Source organism: Ruminococcus sp. zg-924 (assembly GCF_024433635.1).
Classification (GTDB): Bacteria; Bacillota; Clostridia; order Oscillospirales; family Acutalibacteraceae; genus UBA7067.
Genome location: NZ_WNJZ01000001.1, coordinates 229,987 through 250,463, shown reverse-complemented (window position 1 = coordinate 250,463; position 20,477 = coordinate 229,987). Strand labels below are relative to the sequence as shown.

Sequence of the window (20,477 nt, the reverse complement as noted above, 5' to 3'; positions counted from 1 at the left end):
TCAGAAAAATCCCTCTCCTGTCATTATGGCAAGAGAGGGATTTTTTGCGCCAACTGGCGTCAATTAATTATGAGTGTATAACTTTATTTCAAAATAAATCCAAGCAGTATTGCAAAATAGTGGAAAACACTTCCGGCCACCGTAAACAGGTGCCATACCGAGTGGAAGTAGCGTATTCTTTTTACAATGTAAAAGATAACGCCAATAGTATAAAATCCGCCGCCGATTAGCAAGAACACAAGCGAAATTGTCGGTATAGCCTCAATTAGCGGTTTAAACGCAAATATGATAACCCAGCCCATTGCAATATAGCAGACAACAGACGGCTTACGGAATCTCTCAAGGTCAATTGAATTCAGCAAAATTCCGATTATAGCCGCTGCCCACACAATGCCGAACAGCACCCATCCCAACGCACCACGCAAAAATGCAATCGTCATTGGCGTGTAGGTTCCTGCAATAAGGAAGAAGATTGTGTTGTGGTCCATTATGCGGAAAAATTTCTTCGCTTTCTCGTTGGTTATAGCGTGATAGAGAGTGGACATTGTATACAGAATGATAAGTGAAGCGCCGTAAATGCAACTGCTCACAACCGCCCACGCATCGGAATATATAGCCGAGCATATAATAAGCACTACTGTTCCGGCTATTGCCAATGCACCGCCTGCACCGTGAGATACGGAATTAAAAATCTCTTCGCCAAGAGTGTAGCGTCTTTTTTTGTTCTTATCAGCCAAAGACAACGCCCCCATCGGAAACCTCAACCTCGGCACAGTCTGATAAAACTCTGCCGTTGTCAGCTGTAAACCTTATCGTTTTTTCTCCCTTATTCTGCTTTGAAATTCCGTCATCTGTGTAAAGCTCATATTCCGCTTTTTCATCAACCCAACCGAAAAGCTCTATCTTATCAAGTCGCATCTGCTTGGTGTTGGCAGAGGGTCTGCACAGCGGCAGAAGTCTGTTCTTCTTGATAAAAACAGGAACCCGGTTAAGTGGAACCTCAATAAAGCGGTGACCCTTTTCAAGCTTTTTGAGCGTATATTTCTCGGCTGTTTCAAACATCACCAAAAGCATATCCTCCGGCAGGTAAACGTATCTGCCAATTGCGTTCTGCTCATAAACAGGAGCAATCATAACTTCATCGCCAAGCATAAGCTGATCCTCCACGCTTCGTGCGAATTTATCCTCATGGTAATCAAAAGCCAGTGGTCTAAACATCATATCATAGCTGTCATTTGCCTTGTTAAATTCGCTGTAAAGGTAAGGAATCAGGCGGTAACGCAGTCTGATAAGCTCCCTGAATTCCTCCGGTTTTTCAAAATTATAGCACTCCTGTGCCCTTGTGCCGAGAGCTGAGTGGTTTCTCATAAGCGGCGAGAATATGCCAAGCGCAATCCAACGCATAAGCAAATCTCTTGTGCAGTTCCCGCCAAAGCCGCCAAGGTCTGCGCCTGTGTATAAAAAGCCGCACATATTAAGCGACGGCAACATCTTAAGGTTGAGCAGGATATGACTCCACCACGACTGGTTGTCGCCCATCCATATTCCGCCGAAGCGGTGCATACCGATGTATGAAGCACGAGAGAAAAGCAAAGCTCTTTTGTTCGGCATAATTTTATTAAGAGCTTCTGCGGCGCTTTTTGTCATATTGTAGCCGTAAAGATTATGCACCTTATAGTGGCAAATCTTCTTGCCGTCCATATCGTGGTAAATTGCCTTGTAATCCTCTTCGCTGTTTGCAAGCCCTCCGAAGGCGTCACGCAAATCAAAAAAGTTGTTTACATCAATCGGCTTGCCCTTTTCATTTTCAACATATGACCACGCTCTTTCAAGACCTTTTTCAGTATAGAAAATCGCAGGCTCGTTCATATCGTTCCAAAAGCCGTCAATACCCATATCGGTAAGGTACTTATACTTCATACCAAACCAACGGCGTGCGTCGCTGTTGAGAAAATCAGGAAAAAGCGTTTTGCCCGGCCACACAGCAGTAACATAATTCTCGCCGTTTTCATCCTTGCAGAAGTACCCCTTTTCAACGCCCTCCTCGTAAACATCATAACCGTCCTCAATTTTAACGCCTGCGTCTATTATCGGTACAAGGTGAATTCCCTGCTCCTTAAACTCCGATGTGAGCGCAGGAAGATTAGGAAACTTGCTTTTATCAACCGTAAAGTCCTTGTAAGCCTCCATATAGTCGATATCAAGGTAAATAGAGTCAATCGGAATGTCGGCGTTTTTGTAGCCCTCCGCCACTGCTCTTACGCTTGCCTCATCCGGATAGCTCCAGCGGCACTGCTGATAACCAAATGCCCAAAGCGGCGGAGTGTAGCTCTTTCCAATCATTTTGCGAAACTGTCTTACTATATCCTTTATCGTTTCGCCGGTTATCTCGTAAAAATAAAAGTTACTGTCCTCAGCCGCTATTTCAAGCACATCATACCTATCAGCACAAACGTCAAAATCAACTCTGCCCGGTATATCTACAAACACGCCAAAAGGCTGTTCCTCGTCAACAACAATAAAGTTATGCGCACCGTAGAGCGACTGTTTATCCTCGGTGTGAACAGGGTCGTCTGAGCAGAAGCTCTTGTAATGCCAGCCCCGCTTATTGATTCCTCTTATGCTTTCACCAAGACCGTAAACTGCAACGCCCGGCTTAAGCGTTCTTTTAAAGCTTAAGCCGCTGTTTTCTAAAGAAAAATACTTTGGCTTGCCGCTTTCACAGTCCTGTACACCGCAAAAATCAACAACTGCGCCGGTTTCTATTGGCTCACCAAATTTGTACCTAAAAATCATAAATAATCATCTTCCTTTCTTGCTATCTTGTGCAAAATGTAATATAATAAGCTTATACAGCTTAATTATATATACAGAGCAAGAAAAAAACAATAGACAGTATATTAATAAAATAATTACAAAAAGGAGATTACGAGATGTCAAAGAAGGTTATTATCACTGCTGACAGCACCTGTGACCTGAACGGCGAGCTTATCGACCGTTACGGCATACGCACAATTCCCCTGCACATAACCATGAACAACAAATGCTGTGAAGATATGGTGAACATCACGCCCGACGAAATTTACGACAACTTCTATAAAACCGGCTCGCTCCCCAAAACCTCTGCAATCAGCGTGGGCGAATATCTAAGCTTTTTCGAGCAGTTCACAGCCGATGGACTGGAGGTTGTTCACATAAACCTCGGCGGTGCTTTATCCTCCTCTGCACAGAATGCGGCGGCTGCGGCAAAGGAGCTTTCAGGCGTTTATACAATTGACAGCCGCAATCTTTCAAGCGCAACAGGCCTGCTTGTTATTGAGGCTGCTTTAGCGGCTGAGAACGGCTTGTCCGGTAAGGAAATAGCTGATAAGGTCAGCGCAATGACTGCGAAAACACACGCAAGCTTTATCATAGATAAGCTCAATTTTTTGCGTGCAGGCGGCAGATGCTCAACGCTTGCAATGCTTGGCGCAAACCTGCTGAATTTAAAGCCGTGCATTGAGGTAAACAATAACGACGGCTCAATGACAGTCGGCAAAAAGTACAGAGGTAAGCTGGAAAAGGTACTTGCACAGTATGTTGAAGAGCGTTTAAGTCAGTATGACAGCATAAAAAATGACAGAATCTTCATCACACATTCGGGCATATCCCGTGAGATAGAGCAGGCAATTTATGAGCTTATCAAGAGCAAAAACTACTTTAATGAGATTCACATTACAAGGGCAAGCTGCACTATATCATCGCACTGCGGTCCGAATACTCTCGGCATTTTGTTTATGACAGAATGATTACAAATTGTATATTTATACTGTAGGTTTTATTGCGGATTGTATTTTACTACAATATGTATATTATAACAGGAGATGTAAAAAATGGATTGTATTTTTTGTAAAATCGCAAACGGAGAAATTCCGTCAAACAAGGTTTATGAAGACGACAAGTGCCTTGCCTTTTATGACCTAAGCCCACAGGCACCGGTTCACGTTCTGTTTATTCCAAAGCAGCATATCTGCTGTGTGAATGAAATAACGCAGGACAACGCAGATGTTGTAGCGCATATTTTCACAGTTATTCCAAAAGTTGCAAAACAGCTCGGACTTGAAAACGGTTACCGCATTATTAACAACTGCGGCAAGGACGCAGGGCAAACTGTAATGCACCTGCATTTCCACTTGCTCGGTGGCAAGACAATGGGTGAAAAGATTATTTGAATCAAACGCCTTGTAAAGAAAATATTTAAACACAGAAAATAAAAAGGAAAGAGTGATTTTTGTGAAAAGGCCGCTGACTGTTTCAGGCTTTGCTCTCGGCGCAGGCGCATTTGCGGCTTCTCTGTTTGAGCTAAAAATCACTCTTTTTCTTTGTGCGCTGTGCCTTGCGTTTTTTGTTCTCTCGCTTATACTCAAGCGGTTAAGAAACGCCGTTGCCGCATTAACGCTCGTTTCACTTGCAGTTGGTCTTGCCCTTGGCGGAGCAACGCTCAACTCAATTCACAGTAATACGGCGGAGCTTTTGCAAAAGCCCGAAATACAAAATGCCAAATTCTCATCCGAGGAAATAATCGGCAGTTCAAGAGCGATAGGTCAGCTTGCATTAAGTAACGGTGAAAAATCAACTGTTCTCGTAACAGGCGCAAAGCTGAAGCCCTATGAGGTTTACATAATCAGCGGCTCGCTTGAGGAAATAACAGGGCCGTACAAAAACTACTACTATTCAAACGGCGTAGGGTTACAGCTTTATCCGACAAGTATAAGCTTCACCGACAGAACTAACGGAAACCCTTTATTTATCGCCGCAAAGAAAATTCAAACCGCTTGCTCAGACAAGCTTTACAGCTATCTGCCGCAAAACGAGGCTTCAATTATTGACGCACTGTTACTCGGCAGAAAATCTGCACTCGACTCACCTGTGCTAAATGCCTTTCGTGAAAGCGGAGCAGCTCACGTTGCTGTTGTATCGGGTATGCATTTGTCTGTCATATCGTCAATTATGTATACACTGCTCTATTTTCTTACGAAAAAACGCAGGTTGTCGAGCATTGTATCAATTTTAGCTGTAATATGCTTTATGCTGATTACAGGCTTTACTCTGTCGGTTGTCCGAGCAGGAATAATGTGCATAATAATGCTTTCAGGCAGTCTTTTTAACCGCCGTGGCGATTCGCTGAACAGCCTTGGCTTTGCGGTACTTATAATTACGCTTTTCTCTCCGCTGTCCGTTCTCGACATCGGCTTTCAGCTGTCTGTCGCATCAACACTCGGCATTGTAACGCTTACGCCGTATTTTGTTGACACCTGCGTAAAATACATTGACAACAGAGTTTTAGAGAAATTAATAATCACGCCTGTTGCAATGTCTGTTACGGCTTTTCTTGCAACCGCTCCTATCATAGCGGTAAACTTCAATTTCATCGGTGCTTATTTCATCGTTACTAATATACTGCTCACCCTCGCAGTTCCGGCGCTGCTGATATTCTCGCTCTTATTTGTCATTTTTTCGTTCATTCCGCTTTGCAGCTTTTTATCTTATCCCCTTGGTTTAATCTCAGGCTTAATCTCACGATACATAGCAGCTGTGGTCACAGGCATATCAAGCCTTCCGTATGCAAAGCTTAACCTTGATTTGCCGTATATGAAAGTAATAGTAGGTGTACTTGTATTAGCTGCCGCAGTAGTTATCATCATAAAAAGGACGAAGAAATCCGCATTTATTTCCGGCGGCTGCGCCGTACTCGCCTTTAGCCTGATATTCTCCGTTTTTTCAATAGCAAGCACAGACAATGCCGCACTTACACTGATAAGCACAGGCGGAGGAATCACCGCTGTTCTTGAAAAGAACGGCGATAGCGCTGTTATAGCCTGCGGAGGTACAGCTAACAGATATAGCGTTCAGCAAGCTTTGACCGACTCTGACAGCACAAACCTTTTCACTGTCAAGAGCGGCACCAAGGAAGGCGGTGGAATGTTTTCTATTGTACGAAGCTCCTGCATAAGCGAAAGGTATTTTATACAGGACACAAGCACTAATAAGCAGCTTTTAAAAACACTCGACAATGCAACCCCATATTCCGGCTCACAGCAAATAAGGCTGTGGGATAAATACACGCTTGTACTGCTGCCCTTTGAAAAGTCAAGCGCTGTTATACTTGAGCTTGAAGATGAATATATTCTTATACTGCCGAACCCGGAATATGTCAGCAAACTCCCCGATTATTACAAAAAACCAAGCCTGCTGATAACAACCAAACCGCTTGACAGCAACGTGATAAAGGCAGATAATACTATTATTGCCTGCAGTGATAAGGACGATAGCCTATACTCACAGCAGGAGTTATACTGTGACAACACCATATCGCTTAATCAATACAGAAAAATAAGCATTAGCATTAACGATAAAATTCTATACACTAAAAGAGGCGAATAAAATGGCTAAAATGAACGAAGCGGAATTTAAAGCGAGAATAAAATCAACAGCCGAGGACAATGTGTTTCTCCTATACGGCGACGAAAAGGTTCAGATACGCCATTACCTGGAAAAGCTCAGAGAAAGAACTGTTGGCAAAACACCCGATGAATTCTGCTGTCGCACCATAACACAGGAGGACGAACTGCAAACACTCTATGACGCTGTTCTTTCAGCACCGTCCTTTCTTGCAGAGAAAATATTTGTATCGGTTTTAGATTTTGACTTCACTTCCCTTTCCGACGCAGAGGCAGACGAGCTTGCCGCTTTAATAGCCTCTACTCCTCTGACAACTGTTTTGGTGTTTGCCTGCCCCACCACCTCACCTTCCTTTGCAAAAGGCGGCAACAAAAAACTATTAAACGCTGTTGACAAATCAGGCGTTGCGGTAAGCTTTGAACAGCTCAGCGACACCGCTCTTGAAAAACAGCTTGTATACTGGGCAACAAAGCGAGATGTTAAGCTTAACGAATATGACGCCGCACGAATTGTTTCCTACTGCGGCAGAGATTTAGCTCTGCTTAAAAATGAGCTTGATAAGCTCTGCGCCTACAAAGCTCACGCCGAAATCACACGTGACGACATTGAAAAATTCGTCACTAAAAACCTTGAAGCAAGAATCTTCGACCTTGCATCATACATCATAAACGGCAGTCCGGACAAGGCTATTTCACAAATTAACATTCTCATCTCACAAAAGGAGTCGCCACAGGGAATAATCTCTGTCCTTGGCGGCGTATACGTTGATATATACAGGGTAAGAGCCGCACTTGAAAGCGGAGAAAGCATAGACTCACTTGCAAAGCGGCTTAACTACGGCAAGCGCAGCTTTGTTCTGCAAAAGGCACAGCGGCACAGCAAAAAGCTCAGCAACAGCGCACTTAGGCTTAGCCTTAACGCAATAGCCGACACAAATGCTCAATTAAACAGCTCAAGCGCAGACGGCAAAATTTTACTTGAAAAGCTTGTCGCAAGGCTGACTCTCATACGCACGGAGGAAAAACATTGATAAAAATAAAAGAGGCTGTAATAGTTGAAGGAAAATATGACAAAATAAAGGTTAGCGGCTTAATTGACGCACCGATAATTGAAACAAACGGCTTTCGCATATTCAAGGACCGTGAAAAGGCGGCTCTGCTTAAAACGCTCGCCCAAAGCAGAGGTATTATAATTTTAACCGACAGCGATTCGGCAGGCTTTGTTATACGAAGTCATATAAAGGGAATTGTAGGCTCGGGCAGAATTTTAAACGCCTATGTTCCGGAGATTCTCGGCAAGGAGAAGCGCAAGAGTCAGCTGTCAAAGGAAAAGCTTCTCGGAGTTGAGGGAGTTGAGGACAGTTATATTATTAATGCGCTCAAAAACTGCGGAGCTACCTTTATTAACAAGGAAAGCGACAAACCGCAGAAACAAATTACAAAAATTGACCTATACAACGCAGGACTCACAGGCAGAGAAAACAGCGCAGAAATGCGGCAAAGGCTTCTTAATAAGCTGAATCTTCCAAAATACATCACCGCAAACGCACTGCTTGAAATCCTTAACTGCCTTATATCTCCCGATGAGCTTCAGGACGTCGTAAGCTCTTTGTAGAATTATCATTAACAAAGCCCATTACTATCTCTTGGAATTTGTAATACAGCCCAAGAAAATGATAATTATAATAATATCATTTATATTTAAGGAGTGTTAATTATGGAGCTTAAAGGCTCAAAAACAGAAGCAAATCTTATGACGGCTTTCGCCGGCGAATCACAGGCAAGAAACAAATACACCTACTTTGCATCAAAGGCAAAGCAGGACGGTTATGTGCAGATAGCACAGCTCTTTGAGGAAACAGCCAACAACGAAAAGGAGCACGCAAAAATATGGTTCAATCTTCTTAACGGCATTGGCTCGACACCTGAAAACCTTCAGGCTGCCGCAGAGGGTGAAAACTACGAATGGACAGATATGTATAAAACCTTTGCCGAGCAGGCACGTGAAGAGGGCTTTGACCATATTGCATATCTCTTTGAGAGCGTTGGCAAGATTGAGAAAGAGCATGAGGAACGCTACCGTGCTTTGCTTGCGAATGTTAAGAACGGCGAGGTGTTCAAGAAGGGCAGCATTGTTGTATGGGAATGCAGTAATTGCGGTCACATTGTAATTGGCGAACAAGCTCCGCAAATGTGTCCTGTATGCTCTTATCCTCAGGCATATTTCAAAATCAAGGCTAAGAATTATTAATCTGTAATTCACTGATATACGCTGAAAAAAGCTGCGGCAAAACGGTTGATTCCGTAATTTGCCGCAGCCTTTTATTTTCAATGCGTTATCACATATTTTCTAACCAATCATCGTATTCGTCATCATCATACTCGTCTTCCCAATCTTCGTCGACATAGCCGTATTCTCTGCCGTCCTGAAGCGCAAGTATATCATCATAGAAAAGCATTTCTGCTGTTTCAAATGTTCCTCTCGGTTTTACATCACCTATATAATCTATTATTCTTTCCATAATACAATCCTCCTGCATACTGATAATTTTCACTTACAACAGAATTATATTATTATTATGTAAAGCTTAGTCATAGATACAAGTAAAAATCTTGCTAAATTGTCACTTCTTTTCTGCATGACGCACTGATAACCCTTATAGTGTCAGCCACAGCCGTTCGGGATACCTCCGAATGGCGAATGTTATCAGCGAGGAAACCTTTGAGGCTATGAAACGGGTTATAATTGAAAATAATTACGTTCTCATTTTTAAACATACTAAAAGCCTAAAAACCACAAAAGCCTTTTCGATGATTCACTCACCGAAAAGGCTTTTAATTTATTAATTTAGCTTTGATTATTTAATCTTCCAAAGCTCCTCAGCATACTGGAGGATTGTTCTGTCTGATGAGAACATACCTGCGTTTGCTGTGTTCATAATGCACTTTCTGCCAAATGCAATTCTGTCACTGTAATCGCTGTTGCATTTAATCTTAGCGTCAACATAAAGCGGAAGATCATTGAGAATATAGTAGTGGTCAGCCTGATGCCAGCTTGCACCCTTGATAAGTGAAGTGTGAAGCTCTGCAAAGCTGCCCTCGCCCTGAGCGCCGCCATCGTCAAATGTGCCGTCGATAAGTGTATCAATAACCTTCTTGATTTCCGGGTTAGAGTTGTAAATCTTCTCCGGATCATAACCCTCAGCAGCAAGCTTGTTGATATCTTCAACTCTTGCGCCAAAGATATACTCGTTCTCCTCGCCTGCTTCGTGTGTAATTTCAACGTTTGCGCCATCAAAGGTACCGAGTGTTACAGCACCGTTGAGCATAAACTTCATATTACCTGTACCGGAAGCCTCTGTACCTGCTGTTGAAATCTGCTCTGAAACATCAGCAGCAACAACAATCTTCTCAGCATATGATACGTTGTAGTTTGAAACAAATACAACCTTGAGCTTGTCATTTACGTCCGGATCGTTGTTTACAAGCTTAGCAATCTCGTTAATATATTTGATAATTGCCTTTGCTCTTGCGTATCCCGGAGCAGCCTTTGCACCAAAGATGAACGCAGTTGGGTTCCAGTCCTTAAGCTCGCCGTTCTTCAATTTGAAGTAAATGTCAACAATTGAGAAAGCGTTGAGAAGCTGTCTTTTGTACTCGTGAAGTCTCTTAACCTGAATATCAAAGATGAAGCTTGGGTCAAGCTTTACGCCGTCGTGCTTCTCAATATAGTCAGCAAGCTGAGCCTTCTTCTTAGCCTTTATCTCGTTAAATTCCTTAACTGTGTTATCGTCAATAGCGCCCTCAAGCTTCTTAAGAACTGAGAGATCTCTAAGCCAGCCGTCGCCAACTCTGTCTGTAATGAACTTTGAAAGCTCAGGGTTGCAAAGACCAAGCCAACGGCGCTGTGTAATACCGTTTGTCTTGTTCTGGAAACGCTCCGGATAGATTGAATACCAATCGTTTAACACGTCATTCTTTAGGATTTCTGTGTGGATATAAGCAACACCGTTTGTATAGCTTGATGCATAGATAGCAAGTCTTGCCATATGAACAACGCCGCCGTCGATAATTCTCATACCGTCAAGCTTTGTCGGAACATTTTCAGTTTCCTTATTTTCTTCCTGAGCGTCAGCCTCTGCAACAACTGTCTGTGATGCAACAGGAGCATCAAGACCCTTTGCAGTCAGGTCGGCAACAAGTCTTGCGTCAATCTTCTCAATGATAGCGTAAATCTCAGGAATAACGCTCTTCATAAGGTCAATATTCCACTTTTCAAGAGCCTCAGCCATAACTGTGTGGTTTGTATAAGCGAAGGTCTTCTGAGCAATCTCGAATGCCTGGTCAAAGCTTAAACCGTCATTCTGAAGAAGTCTGATAAGCTCCGGAATAGCACAAACCGGGTGTGTATCGTTAAGCTGTACTGCGCAGTGAGCAGCAAAGTTGCTGTAATCATTGCCATACTTAGCCTTGTATCTCTTTATAATATCCTGCAATGAAGCACTGCAGAAGAAGTACTGCTGCTTTAAGCGGAGCACCTTGCCCTCGTAGCTGTTGTCATTAGGATAAAGAACCTTAGAGATATTTTCAGCAGAGTTCTTGCTCTTAACAGCGGCGTCATAGTTGCAGTTGTTGAACTGGAGGAAGTCGAAGTCCTCAACAGCCTCAGCCTGCCACAAACGAAGTGTATTAATGTTTTCTGTACCGTAGCCGATAACAGCCATATCGTAAGGAACAGCCTTAACTGTTTCATCAGAGAACTTAACAAGCACTGTGTCGCTCTCTGCTCTGATGCTCCACGGATCGCCAAAGCGCTGCCAATCGTCAGCAACCTCAACCTGATATCCGTTCTCAATCTTCTGCTTAAAGAGACCGTACTTATAGCGGATTCCGTAGCCGTCAAGCGGAACATCCTGTGTAGCTGCACTATCGAGGAAGCATGCAGCCAAACGGCCAAGACCGCCGTTACCGAGCGCTGCGTCGTCAATGTCCTCAAATACGTTGATGTCAATACCCTTTTCGTCAAGTATAGCCTTAACGTCCTCAAGAATATCGAGGCAGTAAAGGTTGTTGTACATCATTCTGCCCATCAGGAACTCAGCAGAGAAGTAGTAAGCTCTTCTGTTGTTTGCATGGTTTTCCTTGCTCTTGTTCCAACGGTCAGAGATTTCTCCCATAACAGCCTTGCCCAAAGCAGTGTGAAGCTCTGCCGGTGTTAAATCCTCAACATTTTTGCAATACTCGCTTTTTGCGTTTTCCACAAGAGCGTCCATAATTTTGTTCTGGTTCATCGGTAATTCGTCCTCCAGTCTTCCATATGTCCTTGCTAATTTTCTCAATTTATATGCCAACTCCTTGCTTGCGGCTGTCGGCTTCATTCTCCAAGCCCAATTGCCGCCCAAGGTTGATGGTATATTCATTCGTGCCTCGGTGCCAAGTCCGAGAATATCCTGCATCTGGATAATTGCGTAATCGCTGACGCTTGCATATGCTGTTCTGATTATGCCCCAGTTAAACGGTTCATCGTCAGGCATATTGCAATACTTTCTTGCAAACTCAACATCCTCTGCCTTTGCTGTTGTCTGCCAGCCCATAATGGTGTCATTATCGTGTGTACCGGAGTAAACAACGCTGTTGCTTGTATAGTTATGCGGAAGATAGTTATTCTCTTCGCCGCTGTCAAAAGCAAATTCCAAAACCTTCATTCCGGGATATCCGGAGTCAGCCAAAAGCTTTTCAACGCTCGGAGTAAGCAGGCCCAAGTCCTCAGCAACAATTGGAACATCGCCGAGCTTTTTCTTCATAGTTTCAAAGAATTTAATGCCCGGACCCTCAAGCCACTCGCCGTTTATAGCGTTTTCAGCAGGATACGGAATTGCATAGTAGGAATCGAATCCTCTGAAGTGGTCAATTCTTGTTATGTCAAACATCTTTGACACACCGGCAATTCTTTTAATCCACCAGTCATATTTAGTCTTTTTAAGATAGTTCCAATCATAAATCGGGTTACCCCAAAGCTGACCAGTAGCCGAGAAATAATCCGGCGGACAGCCTGCAACACAAACCGGCTTCAACTCCTTGTCAAGCCAGAATACCTCAGGGTTTGCCCAAGTGTCTGCGCTGTCCATAGCAACATAAATCGGAATATCACCCATAATCTTAACGCCCTTGGCATTTACATATGCCTTAAATGCGTTCCACTGCTTGAAGAAAAGATATTGAATAAACTTCCAGTATCTTATATCATCGCTGAATTTCTGGGTGTATTCGTTAATCGCCTTGGATTTTCTCATCTTGATATCTTCGTCCGGCCACTCTGTCCAGGACTTCATCCCAAAGCTCTTTTTAACAGCCATATAAAGCGCATAATCGTCAATCCACGCCTTATTTTCCTGCATAAACTGCTCAAATTCCTCGAAGTCACCCTTCTTCTGGAAATTATCAAACGCAGTGTAGAGCACATCAAAGCGAACGTTGTAGATTTTCTCGTAGTCAACCTCTTCACGGTTGCTGCCCCAGTCACGGTCTGTTAAATCATCCTCGGTTAAAATGCCATCCTCAACAAGCATATCCAAATCAATCATATACGGATTACCCGCATAAATTGAAAAGGACTGGTACGGGGAGTCGCCATAGCTGGTGGGACCAAGCGGAAGCAGCTGCCATATTTTTTGTCCGGCTACTTGCAGAAAATCCGCAAACTTATAAGCTTCCTTACCGAGAGTTCCGATTCCGTATGGAGACGGTAGTGAGGTTATGGGCAAAAGTATGCCCGCACATCTTGCCATAGTGTCAACTCCTGTCATATTTAGTTTTAGTTTTCTAATATCACGGTTCGGGTGTTCCGCCCGAAATATCATTTTAAATAAGCGTCGCTTTTATTCTGTTTAGAGTTAAAAGCGCATAATATTGAACAAAGATAATCACATAGTCAAAATTCCCCATTCAATAAAAAAGTATAACATATATTGACGATGATTGCAATATCTTTGTTTTAATATCTGTGTTGTCGTTATTAATTTTAACAAGTCCACAGAAATTATTTGTTTAAATTGCTCTTATATGCCATCAAAATAGCAGCCGCAGCCGACAAATTGCGAACTTCATCTCTTGTTATGGTAACATCCCAAAGCTCCAGTCTGACACAGCCGCAGCCTCTCTTGTCAGCATAGCCTATATACACAAGACCAACAGGCTTTTGGTCGCTGCCGCCGCTCGGTCCTGCAATACCTGTTGTTGAAAGCCCTATATCAGAGCCTGACAAAGCACGAACTCCAACAGCCATCTGCATTGCCGTTTCAGGCGACACCGCTCCGTGCTGTTCAAGGATTTCGTGGTCAACCCCAAGCACACCCTCCTTTATATCGTTTGAATAGGAGCATATGCCGCAGTGAAAAACCTCGCTTGCACCCGAAATATCGGTAATTAGCTTAGAAATAAGTCCGCCCGTACAGCTTTCGGCTGTTGCAATAGTCTTGCTCCTTTGCGCCAAAAGCTCTACAAGCGCCCTTGCCGGTGTGTGGCGGTTATCCCTGAAAAGCCGCAGCTGAGAATAAAGCTGTCTGCCCGTTAATGTTTCCATACTGTACCTCCTGTATGTAAATTAGAATTCTAATATTTTTATTTTGTCAGCTCAACCAATGAATGATGAGTAAATCTGGCGCCGCAGTCAGGCAGAAAAATCCTGCTTGCTCTGCTGAAATTCGCATTGTGTTCGCAGGAACACCTTGACCGTCCGGGTCGAATTACTGAGTGGTGTAATTGCCGAAAATGCAAGAATTAGTTCTGCTTTCTGACAATACCATATTCATCGTCAAGTCGGTAATAGTGGCAGTCATCAAATGTGTTCTGCATAAACTTCACCATTTCATCCTCATCAAGGTTAACCTCGCACACATTATAACCCATCTCGTCGTCATAAACATAATGTGCGCAGGTGTCGCAGTTTGAACGTCCCTTCATTTGCTTCCTCCCTTGATTTTATCCCAATACGCCTTAAACGCCTGCTCATTCTTGTTGTCGCCGTATTCATAATATATTCTGTCCTTTATGTTATCCGGTAAATATTGCTGATATACCCAATGGTTGGGATAATCGTGAGGATACTCGTAAAACTGACCCTTATTCTGATTGTCCTCGCCGTCAAAGTGCTTGTTTTGCAGCTGACGAGGAATCTGCCCATATTTACCCATCTGCAAATCCTGCATAGCAGAATTTATAGCGTTATAGCCGCTCACGCTTTTCGGCGCATTGCACACAAGAATTACAGCGTCTGCAAGGGGAATTCTCGCCTCGGGCAAGCCGACCGCCTGTGCAATGTCAACGCATGACTTTACGATAGGAATAATCTGCGGATAGGCAAGACCGACATCCTCGCAGGCGCAAACCATAAGCCTGCGGCAAGCAGAGGGTAGATCCCCCGCCTCAAGCAGCCTTGCAAGGTAGTGTATTGCGGCGTTAGGGTCAGAGCCTCGCATTGACTTCTGATAAGCCGACACAATATCGTAATGCTCGTCGCCGTCCTTATCATAGCGCACTGCGCTTTTCTGCGTAAGTTCACGTGCAAGCTCGTTTGTTACTATCCGCTTGCCGTCATCGCCGTCTGCGGCAAGTGCACAAAGCTCCACCGCATTAAGTGCCTTCCTTACATCCCCTCCGCAGGCTGTGGCAATGTATGAAACCGTATCGTCCTCAACCTCAATCTCGTCGCCCGTTTCATTTTCAAGGAAGTCAAAGGCTCTCCAAATTGCTCTTTCAACACTGTGAGAGCCTACTGTTTTGAACTCGAACACAGTACAGCGGCTGAGTATAGCGTTATACACATAAAAATACGGATTTTCCGTTGTCGAGGCGATAAGCGTTATCTTGCCGTTTTCAAGAAATTCAAGCAGGGTTTGCTGCTGCTTTTTGTTGAAATACTGTATCTCGTCAAGATAGAGCAAAACGCCGTTCATTCCGCCGAAGGTGTTAAGTTCTGACACAATAGCCTTTATATCGGCTGTTGTTGCAGTTGTGCCGTTGAGCTTGCGCAGGTTGCGGTTTGTTTTCTTAGCAATGATTGAGGCAACCGTACTTTTACCAACACCTGACGGGCCGTAGAATATCATATTCGGTATTTCGCCGCTGTCAATTATTTTCCGCAAAGCCTTGCCGCGTGAAAGCAAATGCTCCTGCCCCACAACATCATCAAGGGTCTGCGGTCTTAACCTGTCGGCAAGCGGTGAGCTGTTCATTTTTCCACCCCAAATCACATTAAAATTCGATTAAATCACCGTATCGCACAGCCTGTCATAAAAGACAGACTCTTGCGCTTTTTGCACTGTTCTGCTAAAATTATAGCACAAACTATAATATAATAAAAGTATAGCACAAAATCCGGAGGAAGTATAGAAATGGCGTGGTTTTTTTCCGAAATAGAGCCTGAAAATTTTTTCACCTTTGAGGGAGAACAGGCAAGACACATATCAGGCTCGCTGAGAATGAAAATCGGCGAGGAGCTGACAATATGCTGCGGCGAATATACATATCCCTGCACAATTGAAAGCATAGACAAAACGAGCGTAACTGTTAAGGTAAACGGCAAGCATCCTTGTGTAAACGAACCAAGTACGGAGGTAACGCTTTTTCAGGCTATACCTAAGGGCGATAAAATGGACTATATCGTACAAAAGGCAGTGGAGCTTGGCGTAACAAGGATTGTTCCGTTTATAAGCTCAAGGTGCATATCACGGCCGGACGAAAAATCAATTGCCAAAAAGACAGTACGCTGGCAGAAAATTGCATTACAGGCGGCTCAGCAGTCAAGACGTGGAATAATTTCGACTGTTGAAAGTGCAGTAAGCCTTGAAACGGCGGCAGAAAAAGCGGCTTCACTTCAGCGAAGCATTGTTTTCTATGAGTGCGGCGGTGAAAGCCCGTCAAGCGTAATATCGCCTGATTTAAACGAAATAGGAATATTCATCGGCAGTGAGGGTGGCTTTGCTCCTGAGGAAATTGAACTGCTAAAGTCTAAGGGTATGGGCGTTGCAACTCTCGGAAACAGAATACTGCGTGCCGAAACTGCGCCGATAGCCGCACTGTCGGTTATAATGTATATTACAGGTAATTTAGGATAAGGAGAATACATATGATAGGAATAATCTGTGCTCTTAACGTGGAGGTTGAAGGGCTTATAGACAAAATGGAAAACACAATGGAAACAAGCAAAGCGGGAATGACCTTTTACAGCGGCACAGTCTTCGGCAAAGAGGTTGTCGCAGTTGAGTGCGGCATAGGCAAGGTAAACGCCGCAATGTGCGCTCAGGTTATGATTGACCTTTTTGCACCGTCACAGATAATAAATTCAGGTATTGCAGGAGCGCTCAGTGAGGAAACACAAATAGGTGACGTTGTTATTTGCCGTGACGTTGTCCAGCACGATATGGACGCCACAGCTCTCGGCGACCCTCTCGGACTAATTCAGTTTAATGACTGCAAGGTTATGCAAATTGCCGCTGATGAGAGTATAATTGCCGCTCTTGAAACTGCCTGCAAAAGCGTTGACGGAGCTAAGTTTGAAGTCGGACGAATAGCAACAGGCGACACCTTTGTATCGGCAAAGGAGCAGAGAAGAAAAATCAATTCAATATTCGGTGCGATAGCCTGCGAAATGGAAGGCGGCGCTATTGCGCAGGTATGCTTCAGAAACAAGATTCCCTTCGGTATAACAAGGGCAATATCAGACAGCGTAAAAGAAAACGAGGCTGTTGACTTCTTCAAGTTCCGCAATATGGCGGCACAGCAGTCAATAAAGATTTTATGCGAATACATCAGAACACATTAAGCTTGGGTGATTAAAATGAAAATACTTTCCTGCGAACAGATGCGTAGGCTTGAACAGTCGGCAGTTGACAGCGGCATTGGCTATTACGAGCTGATGAAAAATGCAGGCACTGCGGCGGCTAAAGCATTTGTCGAGCAATTTGACATAAGAAGTGATGACAGAGCCGTTTCGATCTGCGGCAAGGGCAATAACGGCGGCGACGGCATTGTTGCGGCTGTCTACCTTAACAGCATAGGAATTAGGACAGACATTATCCTTGTTGACGGCGAGATTAAAACACCCGAAGCATCAAAGGCTATAAGTGAGGCTTCAAGAGCAAATATTCCGATATGGCGAATCTGGGAGGAAACAGAAAAGAGCATTGAAAAGATAAAAGCCGCTGACTACATCATTGACGCTATCTACGGCATAGGCTTCAAGGGCGGTCTGCGTGAAAATATAATGCCTGTTGTGGAACTAATAAACAGGAGCCGTGGCAAGGTAATGTCTATGGACTTGCCGAGCGGAGCTGAGTGCGACAGCGGACAGGTTAACAATCTGTGCGTAAATGCCGATTTAACAGTCAGTTTCACAACACTCAAGCCGGTACACGTGCTTTATCCGTCGATGGACTTCTGCGGAATGACAGGCGTTATGAATGTGGGCATACCCCACCGCCTTGTCGAGCGTTCCTCATACTGGCTTGAAACCACATCCCGTGCAAACGCAAGGGCGGTGCTTAAAAAAAGAAAGGTATCGTCCAACAAAGGCACTTTCGGCACACTTCTTGCCGTATGCGGAAGCTACGGAATGGCGGGAGCTGCCCTTCTTGCCGTCAGAGGAGCCTATACCTGCGGAGTCGGCCTTGTAAAGGCGGCTGTCACAAGGGCGGTTTACGCACTTAATTCACCCGTTTTCCCAGAGGCAGTATATCTGCCGCTTATTGAAAACAAGGGTGGCAGGATTTCAGGTGAAAACATAAAAACAATTATTGAGCAGGCTAATAAGTCGAGCGCAGTGTTAATCGGCTGTGGTCTTGGCGTAGATGATGACACCACAAGGCTTGTTAAGGAGCTTATTCTTCGCTGTGAAGTACCTCTTGTACTTGACGCAGACGCACTGAATATTGTTGCTGAGTCGCCGGAAATTCTTAAGCATGCTCAATGCGATATTATTATCACTCCCCATCCCGGCGAGATGGCTCGGCTTTGTGGAATATCCGTGCAACAGGTTCAGCAAAACCGCAAGAGCTGCGCTCAGTTTTTTGCGGAGAAATACAATGTAATAACAGTGCTCAAGGGTGCCTACACAATTATAGCGTCGCCCAGCGGCAAATGCATTGTCAACACAACGGGCAATCCGGGTATGGCTCGTGGAGGAAGCGGCGATGTGCTTGCAGGAATGATTTCAGGTCTTTTGGCACAGGGGCACAAAGCCTTTGACTGTGCCTGTGCAGGCGTGTATATTCACGGCGGAGCAGGAGATATCTGCCGTGAAAAGCTCGGCGAATATTCAATGCTTGCAACTGATATTATCGCCGCAGTACCCGAATTCTTAAAAAATATACTCTAAGTCTTTTTGGTAACAAAATAAGCTCATCACCATAAAATAGTAGTAAAAAGCATAAGGAGGCTATTTTATGTCTGATGAAAAAATCGGCTCAAGCATTGACCTATCCAACATAAAAGAAGCAGTATGCATTGATGCGTACAGGGTTTATGACAGCTGCTCCGACAAGGACTGTTTGAGTGATTTAAGGGTGTATTTTTGTCCTGAAGCGCAGGAGCTTATCGACTGCGCCACAAATGTAAGGCTTAAGGACGTTGATGTAATCAATGTATCTATTGATTTAGAGCCGGTACCTTTCCACAAAGGCTTTTACTCGGTTGATATGACCTACTTCTTTGAGGTTGCGCTAGAGGTGTACGCCGCACCGAAATCAATAGCTACGGTTGTAAAGGGCTTGAGTATTTTCTGCAAGAAGGTTATACTTTTTGGCAGTGAGGGCAATGTCAGAGTTTTCAGCTCCGACTTCGTTTACGACGACTGCGACGACCAGCTCCCGCCAAAAAGAAATCTGCCAAAGGCTACCGTGCAGGTTGCAAAGCCAATAGCGTTGTCTGCCAAAATCGTCAAGAAATGCTGCGACTGCTCACCGTGCTGCCCAATACCAAAGCACATATGCCGCCACTTCGGTTCTGAAATGCCTTGCTGCAAGGGCGAGCGTGACGTGCTTGTAACAATCGGTATATTCACAATTGTTCGCATTGAGCGAAACGTTCAGCTGCTTGTTCCGTCATACGATTTCTGCGTGCCGGAAAAGGAATGTGTTACAACCTCCGACAATCCGTGCGAAATGTTCAGCCGTCTTGAATTCCCGACAGATGAATTTTTCCCGCCGAGAGTTACCGACTCAGAAGACAATGACTGCTCATGCCGACAGTAGAATTAATTTGATAATGTGCAAATGCATCCCATTAAGGGTAATGTCGGCAGCTTAAGAAATAAAATTAAATTCGGGTGTGTGCAAAGTCCACCATTCAAACAGAACATCATAAAAGTATATAACCCACTACGGCACTTTCAAAACTGAAAGGTGACATAGTGGGTTTTCTCTGCAAACTTGAATTTTATCACATAATATTATTTCCAATGCTTAAGCGTTGAAAGAAATGAATCGAATTGACGGCGGCGTTCATTATCGTCGATATTTTCCGGATTGGGCATATGACTTACAAGATAGTCAATTAAAGACTCCTTTGATTTATAAACAAAATTCCCATCCGCATAACACCATTTACAGTAATCCTCATTATAGCTTCCGTCATCTTCACGGCTAATTAAGCCATCATCATTTAGCGGCATTCCGCAGCACTGGCAAACAAGCTGTCTGGGAGAACCAAGAAGGGTATTTATTGATATATTAAATTCCTTTGACAACAATTTTAATGTGTCTGTATTCGGTTGTGTTTCTCCTGTTTCCCAACGGCTGACAGCCTGTCTTGTAACCATTACTCGCTCTGCCATTTGTTCCTGCGTAAGGTTATGGTCCTTACGCAATTTTTTAAGTATTTCTTGCATCTCCATAATGTTTCCTCCTGAACTATGATATGTCAATTATAAACCCGCACAGTGACTTAAGCAAGCAACCGGCTGTTTCTTTTATTAAACTGAATTTGCCTTGTATGAATTATACTGAATTTCACCCAAGGAAATAACTGTAGAAACCTCTTTTG

18 protein-coding genes and 1 pseudogene are annotated in these 20,477 nt (G+C 44.0%); 10 read left to right on the top strand and 9 right to left on the bottom strand.

The genetic code is table 11. From position 1 onward, the window contains the following. Positions 1 to 83: 83 nt before the first annotated feature. Positions 84 to 737 (bottom strand): hemolysin III family protein, encoded by a 654-nt coding sequence (locus GMA13_RS01065; RefSeq protein WP_370687030.1) that lies wholly within the window; start codon positions 735 to 737, stop codon positions 84 to 86. Then, positions 730 to 2,796, bottom strand: a complete 2,067-nt coding sequence (locus tag GMA13_RS01060) for a TIM-barrel domain-containing protein (protein WP_255882327.1) — start codon at positions 2,794 to 2,796, stop codon at positions 730 to 732. Before GMA13_RS01060 ends, GMA13_RS01065 begins: the two co-directional genes overlap by 8 nt. 137 nt (positions 2,797 to 2,933) lie before the next feature. Between GMA13_RS01060 and GMA13_RS01055 the strand changes: the two genes are divergently transcribed. The 6 genes from GMA13_RS01055 (at position 2,934) to rbr (ending at position 8,691) form a co-directional block, all read left to right on the top strand. Beyond that, complete coding sequence (locus tag GMA13_RS01055) at positions 2,934 to 3,788, top strand: DegV family protein (RefSeq protein ID WP_255882326.1); 855 nt, start codon at positions 2,934 to 2,936, stop codon at positions 3,786 to 3,788. Between the two features lie 84 nt (positions 3,789 to 3,872). Then, on the top strand, positions 3,873 to 4,211 hold the full coding sequence (locus GMA13_RS01050; RefSeq protein ID WP_255882325.1) for a histidine triad nucleotide-binding protein: 339 nt from the start codon (positions 3,873 to 3,875) through the stop codon (positions 4,209 to 4,211). A gap of 61 nt (positions 4,212 to 4,272) precedes the next feature. Continuing rightward, the gene (locus tag GMA13_RS01045) at positions 4,273 to 6,423 is read left to right on the top strand and encodes a ComEC/Rec2 family competence protein (protein WP_255882324.1); all 2,151 of its coding nucleotides are present in this window, start codon (positions 4,273 to 4,275) and stop codon (positions 6,421 to 6,423) included. 1 nt (position 6,424) lies between these two features. Then, positions 6,425 to 7,471: a DNA polymerase III subunit delta gene (gene holA / locus GMA13_RS01040; protein WP_255882323.1), complete on the top strand. Its 1,047-nt coding sequence runs from the start codon at positions 6,425 to 6,427 to the stop codon at positions 7,469 to 7,471. Then, the gene (locus GMA13_RS01035; RefSeq protein WP_255882321.1) at positions 7,468 to 8,055 is read left to right on the top strand and encodes a toprim domain-containing protein; all 588 of its coding nucleotides are present in this window, start codon (positions 7,468 to 7,470) and stop codon (positions 8,053 to 8,055) included. Before holA ends, GMA13_RS01035 begins: the two co-directional genes overlap by 4 nt. A gap of 102 nt (positions 8,056 to 8,157) precedes the next feature. Continuing rightward, positions 8,158 to 8,691 carry a rubrerythrin gene (gene rbr, locus GMA13_RS01030; protein WP_305119658.1) on the top strand — a complete coding sequence of 178 codons (534 nt, stop codon included), beginning with the start codon at positions 8,158 to 8,160 and terminating at the stop codon, positions 8,689 to 8,691. Between the two features lie 88 nt (positions 8,692 to 8,779). Here rbr and GMA13_RS01025 read toward each other — a convergent pair whose 3' ends face one another. From GMA13_RS01025 to GMA13_RS01000, 6 genes and pseudogenes are all read right to left on the bottom strand, one after another. After that, positions 8,780 to 8,962, bottom strand: coding sequence for a hypothetical protein (locus tag GMA13_RS01025; protein WP_255882320.1), 183 nt, complete (start codon positions 8,960 to 8,962; stop codon positions 8,780 to 8,782). Between the two features lie 336 nt (positions 8,963 to 9,298). Beyond that, positions 9,299 to 11,731 (bottom strand): glycogen/starch/alpha-glucan phosphorylase, encoded by a 2,433-nt coding sequence (locus tag GMA13_RS01020; RefSeq protein ID WP_255882345.1) that lies wholly within the window; start codon positions 11,729 to 11,731, stop codon positions 9,299 to 9,301. Positions 11,732 to 11,761: 30 nt separating this feature from the next. Next, positions 11,762 to 13,228: pseudogene (gene malQ, locus GMA13_RS01015) on the bottom strand (4-alpha-glucanotransferase); the annotation flags it as partial. A gap of 251 nt (positions 13,229 to 13,479) precedes the next feature. After that, positions 13,480 to 14,022 (bottom strand): CinA family protein, encoded by a 543-nt coding sequence (locus GMA13_RS01010; protein ID WP_370687029.1) that lies wholly within the window; start codon positions 14,020 to 14,022, stop codon positions 13,480 to 13,482. Between the two features lie 197 nt (positions 14,023 to 14,219). Beyond that, positions 14,220 to 14,402, bottom strand: coding sequence for a DUF6472 family protein (locus GMA13_RS01005; protein ID WP_255882319.1), 183 nt, complete (start codon positions 14,400 to 14,402; stop codon positions 14,220 to 14,222). Beyond that, positions 14,399 to 15,673, bottom strand: coding sequence for a replication-associated recombination protein A (locus tag GMA13_RS01000; RefSeq protein WP_255882318.1), 1,275 nt, complete (start codon positions 15,671 to 15,673; stop codon positions 14,399 to 14,401). Before GMA13_RS01000 ends, GMA13_RS01005 begins: the two co-directional genes overlap by 4 nt. Before the next feature lie 159 nt (positions 15,674 to 15,832). Between GMA13_RS01000 and GMA13_RS00995 the strand changes: the two genes are divergently transcribed. The 4 genes from GMA13_RS00995 (at position 15,833) to GMA13_RS00980 (ending at position 19,687) form a co-directional block, all read left to right on the top strand. Continuing rightward, complete coding sequence (locus GMA13_RS00995; RefSeq protein WP_255882317.1) at positions 15,833 to 16,555, top strand: 16S rRNA (uracil(1498)-N(3))-methyltransferase; 723 nt, start codon at positions 15,833 to 15,835, stop codon at positions 16,553 to 16,555. Between the two features lie 11 nt (positions 16,556 to 16,566). Continuing rightward, positions 16,567 to 17,262, top strand: coding sequence for a 5'-methylthioadenosine/adenosylhomocysteine nucleosidase (locus GMA13_RS00990; RefSeq protein ID WP_255882316.1), 696 nt, complete (start codon positions 16,567 to 16,569; stop codon positions 17,260 to 17,262). 15 nt (positions 17,263 to 17,277) lie between these two features. Further along, complete coding sequence (locus tag GMA13_RS00985; RefSeq protein WP_255882315.1) at positions 17,278 to 18,813, top strand: NAD(P)H-hydrate dehydratase; 1,536 nt, start codon at positions 17,278 to 17,280, stop codon at positions 18,811 to 18,813. A gap of 67 nt (positions 18,814 to 18,880) precedes the next feature. Beyond that, positions 18,881 to 19,687 (top strand): hypothetical protein, encoded by an 807-nt coding sequence (locus GMA13_RS00980; RefSeq protein WP_255882313.1) that lies wholly within the window; start codon positions 18,881 to 18,883, stop codon positions 19,685 to 19,687. Positions 19,688 to 19,884: 197 nt separating this feature from the next. On the opposite strand, the gene GMA13_RS00975 is transcribed toward GMA13_RS00980, so the two are convergent. After that, a complete protein-coding gene (locus GMA13_RS00975) occupies positions 19,885 to 20,328 on the bottom strand; it encodes a zinc ribbon domain-containing protein (protein WP_255882312.1) in 444 nt (147 codons plus the stop codon). Positions 20,329 to 20,477: the final 149 nt, after the last annotated feature.

Coding starts and splice junctions, on each gene's coding strand:
- GMA13_RS01060 (WP_255882327.1), bottom strand. CDS start 2,796: ATGATTTTTAGGTACAAATTTGGTGAGCCAATAGAAACCGGCGCAGTT.
- GMA13_RS01055 (WP_255882326.1), top strand. CDS start 2,934: ATGTCAAAGAAGGTTATTATCACTGCTGACAGCACCTGTGACCTGAAC.
- GMA13_RS01050 (WP_255882325.1), top strand. CDS start 3,873: ATGGATTGTATTTTTTGTAAAATCGCAAACGGAGAAATTCCGTCAAAC.
- holA (WP_255882323.1), top strand. CDS start 6,425: ATGGCTAAAATGAACGAAGCGGAATTTAAAGCGAGAATAAAATCAACA.
- rbr (WP_305119658.1), top strand. CDS start 8,158: ATGGAGCTTAAAGGCTCAAAAACAGAAGCAAATCTTATGACGGCTTTC.
- GMA13_RS01025 (WP_255882320.1), bottom strand. CDS start 8,962: ATGGAAAGAATAATAGATTATATAGGTGATGTAAAACCGAGAGGAACA.
- GMA13_RS01020 (WP_255882345.1), bottom strand. CDS start 11,731: ATGAACCAGAACAAAATTATGGACGCTCTTGTGGAAAACGCAAAAAGC.
- GMA13_RS01010 (WP_370687029.1), bottom strand. CDS start 14,022: ATGGAAACATTAACGGGCAGACAGCTTTATTCTCAGCTGCGGCTTTTC.
- GMA13_RS01005 (WP_255882319.1), bottom strand. CDS start 14,402: ATGAAGGGACGTTCAAACTGCGACACCTGCGCACATTATGTTTATGAC.
- GMA13_RS01000 (WP_255882318.1), bottom strand. CDS start 15,673: ATGAACAGCTCACCGCTTGCCGACAGGTTAAGACCGCAGACCCTTGAT.
- GMA13_RS00995 (WP_255882317.1), top strand. CDS start 15,833: ATGGCGTGGTTTTTTTCCGAAATAGAGCCTGAAAATTTTTTCACCTTT.
- GMA13_RS00990 (WP_255882316.1), top strand. CDS start 16,567: ATGATAGGAATAATCTGTGCTCTTAACGTGGAGGTTGAAGGGCTTATA.
- GMA13_RS00985 (WP_255882315.1), top strand. CDS start 17,278: ATGAAAATACTTTCCTGCGAACAGATGCGTAGGCTTGAACAGTCGGCA.
- GMA13_RS00980 (WP_255882313.1), top strand. CDS start 18,881: ATGTCTGATGAAAAAATCGGCTCAAGCATTGACCTATCCAACATAAAA.
- GMA13_RS00975 (WP_255882312.1), bottom strand. CDS start 20,328: ATGGAGATGCAAGAAATACTTAAAAAATTGCGTAAGGACCATAACCTT.